Source organism: Halopseudomonas pelagia CL-AP6 (assembly GCF_000410875.1).
Lineage (GTDB): Bacteria > Pseudomonadota > Gammaproteobacteria > Pseudomonadales > Pseudomonadaceae > Halopseudomonas > Halopseudomonas pelagia.
Window position 1 is genome coordinate 139,725 of record NZ_AROI01000003.1, and the last position, 13,695, is coordinate 153,419.

Here is a 13,695-nt window from a genome sequence, read left to right on the forward strand (position 1 = left end):
GAAATGCTAACGTAAAGCTTTGCGGCAATTTTGTAGCCGCGAAGCGGTGGAGAAATTGTCCGGCAAGAGCGCCTGGTTAGGGATTCTGACCCGAGCTCCGACTTGTTTTCAATGGGTCTTTTGTCGCCGCGCTAGTGACGCCCTGAAGAGCATAAAAAGGGCATATATCCCAATGGGCCATGCTAGAAGAACTTTTCCGATAGAGCCCCACCAAACTGCGCCCATTTGCCATGTTTGGTCAGACTTAGATCGAATTGATAAGCGCAAACGGGTTGCGACATGAGACAACTCAGTCACCGGGCGAAGCACCGCTGCACTAAACTCGTACTTGCCAGGAGGCAAATCCAAGCGTGTAATGTGACGGTGGATTTCGTTACTAGACCAGCCATTTGCATCAAAAGTGTCGGAGTTGCCTGAGGCTACTACTTGCAAGGTGTCAAACTCCCTAATTGCCCAAGCTAGTGGAACATTGACACCCTTTGTGCATGGGGTAGGAGGAACGCAGACGCCACCGTCTCCGATAAGACGCTTCAATTCTTCGAATGATTGTCCTTCACGGTCGAAAATGAATGTAAGTTCCAGGGGCTCGAGAGACCTAACTTCAATTACCTCTTTGATGCTGCCAGCTGTAGCCAATGAGATGGGTTCATTCAGTGGAGGCTTTAGAATCCAGTTACTCCATATTGGAAAAACACCAATCCAAAGTGCTGGGAAGGAAAGCAGCGCGAGCGCCTTCCATTGCTCGGTGAAGAAACTTTTCATAAAGCCCTAACGAAAAGCTAAGCGGCGCCCTGACAAGGGCGTCCGGTGGAGGCCCGAAGGGCCGGAACGTACTTGAGCGTATGGTTAGATGTCACTTCGTTTGGCCTCCCAGCAGTTGTAAAACTCCGTACACAGAGACTTCAGTGCTTCTAAAGTGTTATCGCTCCAATGCCATTCGAGTAAACCTTTGTAGCTCAAGCCATACTGCAACTCACTCAAAGCCGCGCGACGGTCTACCTTGAGCTTACATGTGGCGTTCCGCAAAATTCTTGCAGCCTCGGCACCCTACTTTCTCTCTGCACCTTCTAACGACTCAAGAAACGCAATTGCTGTTTCTGCGACATCTACTGGGTCCTTCATGGGCAGCCTTGTGACATTTAACGCCCGGCACACGTGCCGGTTTGTAGCCGCGGAGCGGCGGAGAAGCGGTCACTGTGCTGCCGCTGGTTATGCATTTTGAGAAACTCGGAAATACCGGTAGGCTTTGAATCCAAATAGGTAAGCGCAAAAAAAGAGCGCCCATAGACCTGCAAATAGTAGATTCATGTAAAGACTGTTTTGCGGCGGAATTCCATTCTCCAGATACAGAACCCCATACTGGATAAAAGGCAGAAAAATAATGACTGGGATGACCCAAGCCACCCGGCTGAAAATAGCCCATGCCACTGCCAAATGGATTAATCCCATCACCGCAGCCAAGCATGGAGGTGTGAGAGCGACACCATCTATGCCGGGCGAAACAACCGGATAAATCAACGCAACAATCTGCAACAGCCCTAAAGCCCCAGACGCCAAACATCCAACCTTTAAGACGACAGGCATGGAGCCAAACCGGCCTAGAATAAAGTCCGCACTCACAAAGCTAGACCTCTAACATGCATAACGCCCTGCACACGTGCCGATTTGTAGCTGCGGAGCGGCGGAGAAGCGGTCACCGTGCTGCCGCTTGTTATGCTTTTTCAATTTTTGCAGATTGATATTTAAGTAAAATGGCCGTCATTAAGAAAGGTGTTACTGCTAACCCGTAGCCCACAAAAATGACGATTCCTCCCTGTTGCAGTGCAGCTATAAAATTAACGTTTGTCTTTTCGATAAGCAAGTAAACAACACTAAAGCTGGCACCTGCGATAACGCTGCTAATCATCGTTGCAATGTAGCTAATTAAGGTGACAACTTGTATTGTGACTTTGTCTACCGGATTGATAAAGATAATGATAAGGAACAGCCATGAGGTTAGCGCGGCGCTTGAAAACAAGCCGAGGTTTAGCGCCCACTGCGTGAGCGTTCTGGTACCTACTGGCGAAGTGTAAATAGCTAGCGCCGTTGCAAATAAAGCAAATGAACCTATTATTACCATATTCATGATGCGCATGATTTACTCTTATGGATAACGTCGAAACTTTGCGGCAAATTTGGAGCCGCGAAGCGGTGGGAAAATTGTCCGGCAACAGTGCTTTGTTATGCGATATCTGCGGGAGCGCCGCACTTTGTACATTTTTCTGGGATCGATAAAACGCTGCTAAAACTAAAAGAAACGCCATAGTGACCACTGCATACCTTGCACTTCATTCCGGCAATATAGTGAATCCACGCTAAACCCAGACCTAAAACTATCAAAGGCCCTACAACAACCATGGGCCACACGACCTGAAAGTGCTGGCACAGTCCTATCAAAACCAACAGCGGCGCTATCGCTCCCGGAGCTAAACCGTAAGACTTCAAAAAACTTCTGAGTCGAATGTTCATAATTCCGCATAACGTAGAGCTTTGCGGCAATTTAAAAGCGACTGGTTAAAAGTTCGTGCCGGCTTGGACCTACTCTCCAAGCCCAGCCTCACATTCTTCAGCTTCATAGTCGTACCTCCCTCCGGCGTCCAGGCAGCGATCAATTGCGACTTGATGCGCTACCCAAAGCCCCGATGCGGTCGCAAGCAACGCAGCCGCGATAAAGAGCATGCAAAGTAGCAGCAGTTTGGTCTTCCGACTTGGATAGTGGAGTAGTACTGGCATGCCTTTCCGATACTTTTAACGCCCCTGTGCAGCGGCGAGCGTAGCGGGTCCGGCGCCGATAGGCGCGAACTGCCACGGCTTGTTATGTGACAGCTGTTCACTCTGGCAGCCCCTCGAATTCTGGCACATCACCTAAACCTTTATTCCAAACAGCTTTGCTAGATGTAAAGATGTGAGCTGTTGGTGACATAGAGACTTCCGTATCCAAACACCCGGCGGGAATGGCGAGCAGCCCCACCTCGTGAATGATTGGCAATGCGGAACCGCAGAACTTACAAAAACTTTTCTTGTGGCGAGTGCCTGGAAGCGTGAAGGTAGCCACAGAATCTGAGCCCGCCAACCAAGTCAACTTGGCTGAGCTCGAAAATAAATTTGCCGCATGAGAAGACCCGGTATCCTTTTGGCAATGCTGACAATGACATAGGTAAAAGCCATCGAACTTCCCTTGCACTTCAAATTTCGCATTGCCACACAGGCAAGAACCAGAATAATCAGTCATCAAGTTTCCCTCTATTGCCTGTAGAGCGCGCGCACATAACGCCGCGCTCTGCGGCAATTTTGGAGCGCAGCGGAAAAATTGTCCGCCAGCAGCGCCTGGTTATACGAATGTGGCCGCATAAAATCCAGCTAGCAGTGCACCAAAGATCGTAAACCCTGATCCAATATGGATGATGTATCTAGATATTCGAAATTTCAAAATCGCTGACCAAATATCGAACATACATTCATAAGCCATGTACTCGCCTGAAGGTGAGAGGCCTGTTTCTTCATTTTTCTCTTCTTTTTTCTTTCTCCCGAACACGGTGTGTGCAGAGCTTCGAAACCGGAATAATGGCCAGAAATTAGCGAACAATGGCAGGTCGAAGTAGTCTTCCATTACTGTAGGAAGATGAATTCGAATAACATGCGTTCCAACATCCAACGGAACTTCTGGATTGCTTAGCGTGAGCTGGTGCAAATCCCCATTTAAAAGACGCCTCTTAGCGGATCGGGGGAGAAACGGCCACCTTCTCCACGGACTCTCTTGCTCCAGAATGTCTCTATAAAGAATGTCAACATTTAGGCGGACTCGTTCGTGTAGGTCTGTCTGCCAAATCAAACCGATGGCTCCTATTGCGGAACCGAACGTCGCTAGAATTGCTCCCGATGACAGCAGGGTAACCAAGGTGGCTTGGCTTTCAGGTCGAGATAGAATCTCATACGCAATAGCGCCGCCGACGACATAGACAAGGGTGATAACAAGATAATGCAGCCTCAAGTGGTGATGGGTGCTTTCCTTTTCAGGCCGCTTTTGATTGTCTTCTTTTTCATCACTCACGTTTAACCACTGACCTCTTTAATTCGTATAACATTTATATATGAATCACACCGACCAATATGTCGGCGATCATTTTGTCTTTTTCAACCTTGCCCCACAATCCTCTACAACGCCTAAAATCCGGCCCTCTCCGCCTAGCTATCAATTTTCACCTCGCAGACAAAACGATCACCAAGCCTCATATCACCATTTTTCAGGTTTCAGCCAACCAACTGATTTTCAATCCAAACATCCATCATTTCTGGCTAGCGCCCAGATATCGGTCACTGCGATCATTTTTCCCGTAAACCGAGTAGGTCTGTGGCTCAGTCGAAGATAAAAGGCTTTTCCAGGCACGCTACCGCCCTATCCTCTTCACGGACAAGTCGGCGAAACGTTTTAACAGTATTGGGGAAGGAATGCAGGCTGTCCTTGCCTGGAGGCGGGATGTGGCAGGCATTCCTTTGCTGGATTCGAGAGTAATCCACTGCGGCGTGGATTGTCCAAGGCGTTGTGCAAAAAGATGAACTGCGGCCAGAACGTATAACCCCGGCGGGCGCCGGGGTTATGTTGGGGTTGAAGCTGGGCGGTTTAGCCGACCCAGACGCGGGCGTTGCGGAACATGCGCATCCAGGCGCCGTCTTCACTCCAGTCACGCGGGTGCCAGGAGTTTTGCGCGGCACGGAACACCCGTTCCGGGTGCGGCATCATGATAGTGACGCGTCCGTCGCGGGTGGTCAGACCGGTGATACCGCGCGGTGAGCCGTTGGGGTTGGCGGGGTAGCGTTCGGTCATGCGGCCACGGTTATCGACATAGCGCATGACCACACTGTTGCTGGCCTCGCAGGCATCCACCGATGCGCTGTCAGCGAACTCGGCATGACCTTCGCCGTGGGCGATGGCGATGGGCATACGTGAGCCGACCATGCCGTTGAGGAAGATCGAGGGCGAGGCCTGCACTTCGACCATCGCCACCCGCGCTTCAAACTGTTCGGACTTGTTGCGCACAAAGTGCGGCCAGTGCTCGCTGCCGGGAATCAGCTCGCGCAGATTGGAGAGCATCTGGCAGCCGTTGCACACGCCCAGGGTGAACGTATCCGGACGGGCAAAGAAGGCACTGAAGGCTTCGCGGGCTTCGGCATTGAACAGGATGGATTTGGCCCAACCCTCGCCTGCGCCCAGTACGTCGCCGTAGGAGAAACCACCACAGGCAACCAGCCCACGGAAGTCTTCCAGTTCGACCCGGCCGCTGAGAATATCGCTCATATGTACGTCAATCGGGTTAAAGCCGGCGCGGTTGAACGCGGCGGCCATCTCGACCTGACCGTTAACGCCCTGCTCACGCAAAATCGCCACTTGCGGGCGCTTGCCGGTGTTGATCAGCGACGCGGCAACATCTTCATTGATGTCGAAGCTGAGCATCGCTTCCAGGCCGGGGTTGGCGTCATCGGCCAGGGCCTCGAATTCCTGGTCGGCACATTCGACGTTGTCACGCAGGCGCTGAATCTGCCAGCTGGTTTCGCTCCAGGCTTGCTGCCAGGCAGCACGAGTGCCGCTGACCACGGTGTGCCCAGCAAAACTAAAGTGCAGATCCTGAATCTGGCTTGGCTGGCCGATCACGGCACTGCAGTCACCCAGCCCGGCTGCGGACAGCTGGCTGAGGACGGCTTCGGTATCGCTCTGGCGTACCTGAATAACTGCGCCGAGCTCTTCGTTAAACAGCGCGCCAGCCAGCTCGCTGGCTTCATCTGCAAGTACGTCCAGCTGAATCTGCAGACCGCAACGCCCGGCGAAAGCCATCTCGGCCAATGTGGTCAACAGGCCACCGTCGGAACGGTCGTGGTAAGCCAGCAGTTGCTCTTCCTGATTCAGGCCCTGGATCACGGCGAAAAAGGCCTTGAGGTCTTCGGCGTCGTCCAGATCAGGGGCAGTCTTGCCGATCTGGTTGTACACCTGCGCCAGTGCCGAGCCGCCCAAACGGTTCTGGCCACGACCCAGGTCGATCAGAATCAGGTCAGTATCGCCCTGATCCAATTGCAGCTGTGGCGTCAGTGTGCGGCGCACGTCTTGCACTGGCGCAAAACCGGTGACGATCAGTGACATCGGCGAGGTGACAGACTTATCTTCACCGGCGTCCGACCAGCGGGTCTTCATCGACATGGAGTCCTTGCCGACCGGAATGGTGATGCCCAGCTCGGGGCACAGCTCCATACCCACGGCACGCACGGTGTCGAACAGCCGCGCATCTTCACCGGGATGGCCGGCAGCGGCCATCCAGTTGGCAGACAGGCGAATATCGGAAATCGCGTTAATCCGTGCGGCGGCCAGGTTGGTCACCGACTCAGCAACGGCCATGCGACCAGAGGCCGGGGCATCGAGTAGCGCCAGCGGCGTGCGCTCACCCAGGGCCATGGCTTCACCAGTGTGCACGTCGAAACTGCTGTTGGTGACGGCGCAGTCAGCCACCGGTACCTGCCAGGGGCCGACCATCTGATCGCGGGCGACCAGACCGGTAATGCTGCGGTCACCAATGGTGATCAGGAAGTTCTTGCTGGCAACGGACGGCAGGCGCAGTACGCGCTGTACCGCGTCGGCCAGATTCAGGCCGCTGGCATCGAAATCATCCGAAGGCTCGGCTTCACGCTCGACGCTGCGATGCATGCGCGGCGCCTTGCCGAGCAGCACAGACAACGGCATATCCACCGGCTGATTGTCGAAATGGGTATCGTTGAGCACCAGCAACTGTTCTTCGGTGGCTTCGCCAACGACGGCGAAGGGGCAGCGCTCGCGTTCGCAGATCGCCTGAAAACGCTCGTAGTCGGCGTTATCTACCGCCATCACATAACGTTCCTGGGATTCGTTGGACCAGATTTCCAGCGGGCTCATGCCCGGCTCATCGTTGGGCGCCTTGCGCAGCTCAAAGCGGCCACCGCGGCCACCATCGTTGACCAGCTCGGGGAAGGCATTAGATAAACCGCCCGCGCCAACATCGTGAATAAAGCGGATGGGGTTCTTGTCACCCATCTGCCAGCAACGGTCGATGACTTCCTGGCAACGGCGTTCCATTTCCGGGTTTTCACGCTGAACAGAGGCAAAATCCAGGTCTTCGGCACTGCTGCCGGTGGCCATCGACGAGGCAGCGCCGCCGCCCAGGCCAATCAGCATCGCCGGGCCGCCGAGCACGATCAGCTTGGCGCCGACCGGAATTTCGGCTTTCTCTACGTGGCCTGCACGGATGTTGCCCATACCGCCGGCAATCATGATCGGCTTGTGATAACCGCGAATCTCCGGGCCGCGCGGCGAGCTGACGGTCTGCTCGAATGTGCGGAAATAACCGGTCAGGTTCGGGCGGCCGAATTCGTTGTTAAACGCAGCGCCGCCCAGCGGGCCTTCGATCATGATCTGCAAAGGCGTAACGATGCGCGAGGGCTTGCCGTTGTCTTCTTCCCAGGGCTGAACAAAGCCGGGAATACGCAGATTGGACACAGTAAAGCCGGCCAGGCCGGCCTTGGGCTTGCCGCCGCGGCCAGTGGCGCCTTCATCACGGATCTCGCCGCCGGAGCCGGTAGAAGCACCCGGGAACGGTGCTATCGCGGTCGGGTGGTTGTGGGTCTCCACCTTCATCAGGATATGCACAGGCTCTTCGTGGGTACGGTATTCACCAGTACCCGGCACCGGGAAGAAACGCCCGGCGACGAAGCCTTCGATAACCGCGGCGTTGTCCTTGTACGCAGACAGCACGCCTTCACTGCGCATCTGGTAGGTGTTTTTGATCATGCCGAACAGGCTCTTCTCTTGCGCCTGGCCGTCGATATCCCAGGTGGCATTGAAGATTTTGTGCCGGCAATGCTCGGAGTTGGCCTGGGCGAACATCATCAGCTCGACGTCGCTGGGATTGCGCTTGAGCTCTTTGAAACTGCTGACCAGGTAATCAATCTCGTCATCGGCCAGGGCCAGGCCCAGGGTGGTGTTGGCCCGCTCCAGGGCCTCGCGACCACCTTCGAGGATATCCACGCGCTGGAATGGCTGCGGCTCGGTATGGCGGAACAGATCGGCGGCGGCATTCAGACTCTCAAGCGCCAGCTCGGTCATGCGGTCGTGCAGCAAGGCGGCCAGTTGCGGCCGCTGCTCGGTACTGATGTCACCTGCCACATGGTAGGCAATGCCCCGTTCGATCCGGGCGACGGCCTGCAGGCCACAATTATGCGCTATATCTGTGGCTTTACTTGACCAGGGCGAGATGGTGCCAAAGCGCGGCACGATCAGAAACAGGCTGCCCTGTGGCTCTTCCACGGCGACCGAGGGGCCGTACTTGAGCAGACGCGCCAGCACTTCATTCTGCTGTTCATCCAGCTCGCTGTGCAACTCGGCGAAGTGCATGAACTCGGCATAAACGCCGGTGACAGCCGGCACGGCAGCTTGCAACCGGGCGAGCAGTTTTTGACGGCGAAATTCGGAAAGGGCTGGGGCGCCACGCAGGGTATGCATGCTGTATACGGCCTCGGGAAGCTGAAGTTGGGGAAATGAAAAAGAAGACCCATAGGATACCTCATGCCGCGCCTATGAGCCATGCCGAGCTGCCCCCCAGCCTGGCAAAGACATTCCTTAACAGCATGCGGCTATTGCCCTCTGCTGCTTTTGAATATACTGCCCGCATGAGCGAAAAATCATCCCGTTCGATCACGCTGTCGTTACTGTCCACGCTTCTCTGCGCGCTGCTGCTGAGCGCCTGTGAACAGCCGCAGCCGCCGCGCCTGCAGCAGATCAAGGAAGACGGTACGCTCAGGGTGGTAACACGTAATTCGCCAACCACTTATTACCAGGACCGTCACGGCAGCACCGGCCTGGAATACGAGCTTAGCCGGCGTTTCGCCGACAGTCTGGATCTTGAGCTGGAAGTCGAGACCATTGGCACGCTGGATGAACTCTACGCACAACTGGCCAGTGACGGCGGCCCGCATATTGGTGCCGCCGGCATTACGGTGAATCCGGCGCGCGAGGGTCAGGTGCGCTTCGCCGATTCCTATCTGGATGTCACCCCGCAGGTGGTCTACCGCCGCGGCGATCGTCAGCCAACCTCGCTGGAAGAGTTGTACGACAAACGCATCATGGTACTCAAGGGTAGCAGCCTGGCGGACCAGCTGCGGGATCTGCAAACAGAGCACCCGCAGTTAATTTTCGAGGAATCGGACCACGTCGAGGTGGTCGACCTGCTGCGCCTGGTTAACGATAACGAGATCGACTATGCGGTGGTCTACTCTAATGAGCTGATCGTTAATCAGGCGTTCTATCCTGCGGTGCGCGTGGGCTTTGATCTGTCTGATGAGCGGCCCATGGCGTGGGCACTACCCAACGACCCGGACGACACCCTGCTGGATGCGGTAAATAAATTCTTCACCGACATTCGCGCCGACGGCACCCTGGACCAGTTAATCGAACGCTTTTATGGCCACTCGGACGTACTCGACTACGTCGGTGCACGTGGCTTTGCCCGGCATATGCAGCAACGTCTGCCGCGTTACGAAACGCTGTTTCGCCAGGCCGGTGACCAGTACGGACTGGACTGGCGGTTGCTAGCCGCGATGGGTTATCAGGAATCCCTGTGGGATCCCGACGCCCGTTCCTTTACCGGGGTGCGCGGGCTGATGATGTTGACGCTGCCGACCGCCAAGTTCGTTGGCGTGACCAACCGGGTAGACCCCAAGCAGAGCATCTTTGGTGGCGCGCGCTACTTGATATGGGTACGCGATCAATTGTCGACCGATATTCCTGAGCCGGATCGCACCTGGTTCGCCATGGCTGCCTACAACGTCGGTATCGGCCATCTGGATGATGCGCGCAAGCTGACCAGCAGCAACGGCCGCGACCCGAATCGCTGGATCGACGTCAAGGATCACCTGCCGCTGCTGTCGAAAAAAGAGTGGTACAGCAAGACCCGCTACGGCTACGCCCGCGGCGCCGAACCGGTGCATTACGTACAGAACATCCGTCGCTACCACGAGATACTGCAGTGGGTGACCCAGCCGCAGGCGGAAATGGCCCCGGCGGCAGCGGAGAAATACCATACGCCGGGGATATTGGAGCAATTGCCGCAGGGGTTTTGAGCTGACCCGGCCCCATGTGCTTAGAGCACGAAGGTCAAAATGGATTCCCGCGTTCGCGGGAATGACGAGGGTGGAGGTGCGGGAACGACGGGGTGGGGTGCGGGAACGACGGGGTGGAACGGGCGTGGTGTAGTTATTGACTCTGCTCGCGTTTAGCCCGAAAAAACGCTTTGAGCACTGCGCCGCACTCCTCCGCCAGTACACCGCCCTCCACTTCCACATGATGATTCAGCCACGGCTGGGCGAGCACTTGCGCGCGACTGATAACCGCGCCGGAACGGGGTTCGGGGGCGCCGTAAACCAGGCGGGTGATGCGGCTGTGCACCAGCAGACCGGCACACATGGTGCAGGGTTCGAGGGTGACGTAGAGCGTGGTATCCGGCAGGCGATAGTTGCCTTGGCTGGTCGCGGCCTGGCGCAAAGCGACCATTTCCGCATGGGCGCTGGGGTCGTTGCTGCTGATCGGTTGGTTGAAGCCCCGACCAATCACCTGACCATTACGCACCAGCACTGCGCCCACGGGCACTTCGCCCAGAGCTGCCGCTTGCTGCGCCTCAGCCAGTGCCAGGCGCATAAAGTCGATATCGGCTGGTGTCATGGGCGCAGCGTCAGATCAGCTTGCGGGTTCTGAGTAGCTCTATCACCTGATTGACGCAGGTTTCCAGATTCTGCTCGGCGGTGTTGAGTACCAGATCCGCATCGGTAGGCGCCTCATAGGGATAGGACACACCCGGCACGGTGTTTTCCACATTGGCGGCATACAGGCCCGAGGGGTCACGCTCTTGGCAGACCGACAGCGGCGCATCCAGATGTACCAACAGGCAACGCTCGCCGAGGATGTAACGCGCCTTGGCGCGGCTTTCCTCGGTAGGTGCCATAAAGGCGCCAATGGCGATCAGGCCCGCTTCGTTCATCTGCCGGGCGATACGAGCACCCTTGTGCAGGTTTTCGCCCCGGCCCTGGGCGTCCTGCGGCAGGCCTTTGCTTAGATCCTGACGCAACGCTTTGCCGTCCAGCACGTAGCAGGCGCGACCGCTGTCGAACAACTTGCGCTCGACGGCGTAGGCGATGGTGCTCTTGCCCGCGCCGGACAGGCCAGTTAGCAACAGCGTCACCGGCTCCTGGCCGAAGCGCTGGGCGCGTTCGCTGGCGGTCACATGGGCAAAACCGCCATGGCGGCTGCCGCTGGTGTTCTGGCCGATCAACCCCTTGGCCACGATCATGCCAGCACCGACGGTGCCGTTGGTCATGCGGTCGATAACGATAAATGAGCCACTGGTGCGGTTGGCGCGGTAATCGTCATAGGCAATTGGCCGTTCGAGCGTCAGCTCCACCCGACCAATCTCGTTCAGCCCCAGCTGCGGCGCAGGCTGCTCGTCCAGGGTGTTGACGTCAATGCGGTGCAAAATTCGTGTGAAGGAGCCAGGGCTGTTGCTGGTTGCACGCTTGATGTCGTACTTGCGACCCGGCTGCATGGGCTGGTCGTCCATCCACACCAGGTTGGCTTCGAACTGATCTCCAATCAGCGGGCGGTTATCCACGTGGGCCAACATATCGCCACGGGAGATATCGATCTCGTCTTCCAGCGTCAGGGTCACGGCTTGGCCGGGGCCAGCGCTTTCGAGCTCGCCATCAAAGGTAACAATGGACTTGACCCGGCTGGTCTTGCCCGAGGGCAGCACCACCAGTTCATCGCCCTTGTGCACCACACCGGAGGCCAGGGTGCCGGCAAAGCCACGGAAGTTCAGGTTTGGGCGCGTGACTAACTGAACCGGGAAACGCAGGTCCTTGAGATTGCGGTCCGCTGCGACTTCCACGGTTTCAAGAATTTCCATCAGCGTCTGGCCACTGTACCAGGGGCTGCGTTCGCTGCGGTTAACCACGTTGTCGCCCTTCAGGGCTGACATCGGCACGAAATGCACGCTGTTGCCGTCGAGCATTTCCAGGCCTTTGGCAAACTCGCGGTAATCGGCACAGATTTGATTGAAGACGCCTTCGTCGAAGTCTTTCAGATCCATCTTGTTCACGGCCACGACGATATGCTTGATACCCAGCAAGGAGGCAATAAAGCTGTGACGCTTGGTCTGGGTCTGCACGCCGTAACGGGCGTCGATCAGAATGATCGCCAGATCACAGGTCGAAGCGCCGGTGGCCATATTACGGGTGTACTGCTCGTGGCCGGGGGTGTCGGCAATGATGAACTTGCGCTTGGCGGTGGAGAAATAACGGTAGGCCACATCAATGGTGATGCCCTGCTCGCGTTCGGCCTGCAGGCCATCAACCAGCAACGCCAGATCCACTTCTTCTCCGGTGGTGCCGGATTTCTTCGAATCCCGGGTAATGGCTTCCATATGATCTTCGTAGATCATTTTGGAGTCGTGCAGCAGACGTCCGATCAGCGTGCTTTTGCCATCATCGACGTTACCGCAGGTCAGAAAACGCAGTAGCTCCTTGCGCTCGTGCTGGCCAAGGTAGGCCAGAATATCTTCGCTGATCAAATCTGATTGGTGACTCATGGTTCTCTCCGGGCTAAGCGCCCCGCTTAGCTGAAGTTAGAAATAGCCCTGACGTTTTTTCTCTTCCATGGACCCGGCCTGATCGTGATCAATCACGCGGCCCTGGCGTTCGGAAGTACGGGTCAGCAGCATTTCCTGAATAATTTCCGGCAAAGTAGCGGCCGTGGATTCAACGGCGCCGGTCAGTGGGTAGCAACCAAGGGTGCGGAAACGAACCATTTTCATTTCCGGGGTCTCGCCTTCGCCTAGCGGCATGCGCTCGTCATCGACCATGATCAGCGAACCATTACGCTCTACCACCGGACGCTCGGCGGCGAAGTACAGCGGCACGATCGGGATGCTTTCCAGATAGATATATTGCCAGATGTCTAGCTCAGTCCAGTTCGATAGAGGGAACACGCGGATACTTTCGCCCTTGTGCACTTTGCCGTTATAAACGTTCCACAGCTCCGGGCGTTGATTCTTTGGGTCCCAGCGGTGGTGTTTGTCGCGGAACGAGTAAACACGCTCTTTGGCACGGGACTTTTCTTCGTCACGCCGGGCACCACCGAAGGCCGCATCGAAACCGTATTTGTTCAACGCCTGCTTCAGGCCCTGGGTTTTCATCACGTCGGTATGCACGGCGCTGCCGTGGGTAAAGGGGCCAACGCCCTGCGCGACACCGTCTGGATTCTTGTGCACCAGCAGATCGAGATCCATCTCTTCAACGATTTTCTCGCGGAAGCTGTACATCTCGCGGAATTTCCAGCCAGTGTCCACGTGCAGCACCGGGAACGGCAAACGGCCAGGATAGAAGGCCTTGCGCGCCAGGTGCAGCATTACGGCGGAGTCCTTGCCAATGGAGTACAGCATTACTGGGTTCTGAAACTCAGCCGCGACTTCACGAATGATGTGAATACTCTCGGCTTCCAGTTGCTTAAGGTGGGTCAATTTTTCCAGCATGGCGTACTCACGATAATGAGGGGGACGCCGGGCATCCCGAGGTCAGATGGCTGGCATTGTAACA

The 13,695-nt window shown here is 56.4% G+C and carries 10 protein-coding genes; 1 reads left to right on the top strand and 9 read right to left on the bottom strand.

Annotated elements, in window-relative coordinates; genetic code table 11:
- Positions 1–108 precede the first annotated feature (108 nt).
- The 6 genes from K787_RS25800 to purL all read right to left on the bottom strand — a co-directional run bounded on the left by K787_RS25800 (position 109) and on the right by purL (position 8,557).
- Positions 109–762 carry a DUF5625 family protein gene (locus K787_RS25800; RefSeq protein ID WP_022961103.1) on the bottom strand — a complete coding sequence of 218 codons (654 nt, stop codon included), beginning with the start codon at positions 760–762 and terminating at the stop codon, positions 109–111.
- Positions 763–1,209: 447 nt separating this feature from the next.
- Positions 1,210–1,584 carry a hypothetical protein gene (locus K787_RS0101965; protein ID WP_022961104.1) on the bottom strand — a complete coding sequence of 125 codons (375 nt, stop codon included), beginning with the start codon at positions 1,582–1,584 and terminating at the stop codon, positions 1,210–1,212.
- 127 nt (positions 1,585–1,711) lie between these two features.
- A complete protein-coding gene (locus K787_RS0101970; protein WP_022961105.1) occupies positions 1,712–2,134 on the bottom strand; it encodes a hypothetical protein in 423 nt (140 codons plus the stop codon).
- A 735-nt stretch (positions 2,135–2,869) separates the two neighbouring features.
- A complete protein-coding gene (locus tag K787_RS24560) occupies positions 2,870–3,271 on the bottom strand; it encodes a GFA family protein (RefSeq protein WP_084671898.1) in 402 nt (133 codons plus the stop codon).
- Between the two features lie 99 nt (positions 3,272–3,370).
- Entirely contained in the window at positions 3,371–4,090 is a 720-nt protein-coding gene (locus tag K787_RS0101980; RefSeq protein WP_022961107.1) for a hypothetical protein, read from the bottom strand.
- Between the two features lie 570 nt (positions 4,091–4,660).
- Positions 4,661–8,557 carry a phosphoribosylformylglycinamidine synthase gene (purL, locus tag K787_RS0101985; RefSeq protein WP_022961108.1) on the bottom strand — a complete coding sequence of 1,299 codons (3,897 nt, stop codon included), beginning with the start codon at positions 8,555–8,557 and terminating at the stop codon, positions 4,661–4,663.
- Between the two features lie 167 nt (positions 8,558–8,724).
- On the opposite strand from purL, the gene mltF reads away from it, so the two are divergent.
- Entirely contained in the window at positions 8,725–10,173 is a 1,449-nt protein-coding gene (mltF, locus tag K787_RS0101990; protein ID WP_040640738.1) for a membrane-bound lytic murein transglycosylase MltF, read from the top strand.
- Positions 10,174–10,306: 133 nt separating this feature from the next.
- On the opposite strand, the gene tadA is transcribed toward mltF, so the two are convergent.
- The 3 genes from tadA to cysD are packed head-to-tail and all read right to left on the bottom strand — an operon-like array spanning position 10,307 to position 13,631.
- Positions 10,307–10,771, bottom strand: a complete 465-nt coding sequence (gene tadA, locus K787_RS0101995; RefSeq protein ID WP_022961110.1) for a tRNA adenosine(34) deaminase TadA — start codon at positions 10,769–10,771, stop codon at positions 10,307–10,309.
- Positions 10,772–10,781: 10 nt separating this feature from the next.
- Entirely contained in the window at positions 10,782–12,689 is a 1,908-nt protein-coding gene (gene cysN, locus K787_RS0102000; RefSeq protein ID WP_022961111.1) for a sulfate adenylyltransferase subunit CysN, read from the bottom strand.
- Positions 12,690–12,725: 36 nt separating this feature from the next.
- Positions 12,726–13,631: a sulfate adenylyltransferase subunit CysD gene (gene cysD / locus K787_RS0102005; protein WP_022961112.1), complete on the bottom strand. Its 906-nt coding sequence runs from the start codon at positions 13,629–13,631 to the stop codon at positions 12,726–12,728.
- Positions 13,632–13,695 lie beyond the last annotated feature (64 nt).

What these genes read in the sequence shown, in the direction of transcription:
- tadA (WP_022961110.1), bottom strand. Translation starts at nt 10,771, where the DNA reads ATGACACCAGCCGATATCGACTTTATGCGCCTGGCACTGGCTGAGGCG.
- cysN (WP_022961111.1), bottom strand. Translation starts at nt 12,689, where the DNA reads ATGAGTCACCAATCAGATTTGATCAGCGAAGATATTCTGGCCTACCTT.
- K787_RS24560 (WP_084671898.1), bottom strand. Translation starts at nt 3,271, where the DNA reads ATGACTGATTATTCTGGTTCTTGCCTGTGTGGCAATGCGAAATTTGAA.
- K787_RS25800 (WP_022961103.1), bottom strand. Translation starts at nt 762, where the DNA reads ATGAAAAGTTTCTTCACCGAGCAATGGAAGGCGCTCGCGCTGCTTTCC.
- K787_RS0101965 (WP_022961104.1), bottom strand. Translation starts at nt 1,584, where the DNA reads ATGCCTGTCGTCTTAAAGGTTGGATGTTTGGCGTCTGGGGCTTTAGGG.
- K787_RS0101970 (WP_022961105.1), bottom strand. Translation starts at nt 2,134, where the DNA reads ATGCGCATCATGAATATGGTAATAATAGGTTCATTTGCTTTATTTGCA.
- mltF (WP_040640738.1), top strand. Translation starts at nt 8,725, where the DNA reads ATGAGCGAAAAATCATCCCGTTCGATCACGCTGTCGTTACTGTCCACG.
- cysD (WP_022961112.1), bottom strand. Translation starts at nt 13,631, where the DNA reads ATGCTGGAAAAATTGACCCACCTTAAGCAACTGGAAGCCGAGAGTATT.
- purL (WP_022961108.1), bottom strand. Translation starts at nt 8,557, where the DNA reads ATGCATACCCTGCGTGGCGCCCCAGCCCTTTCCGAATTTCGCCGTCAA.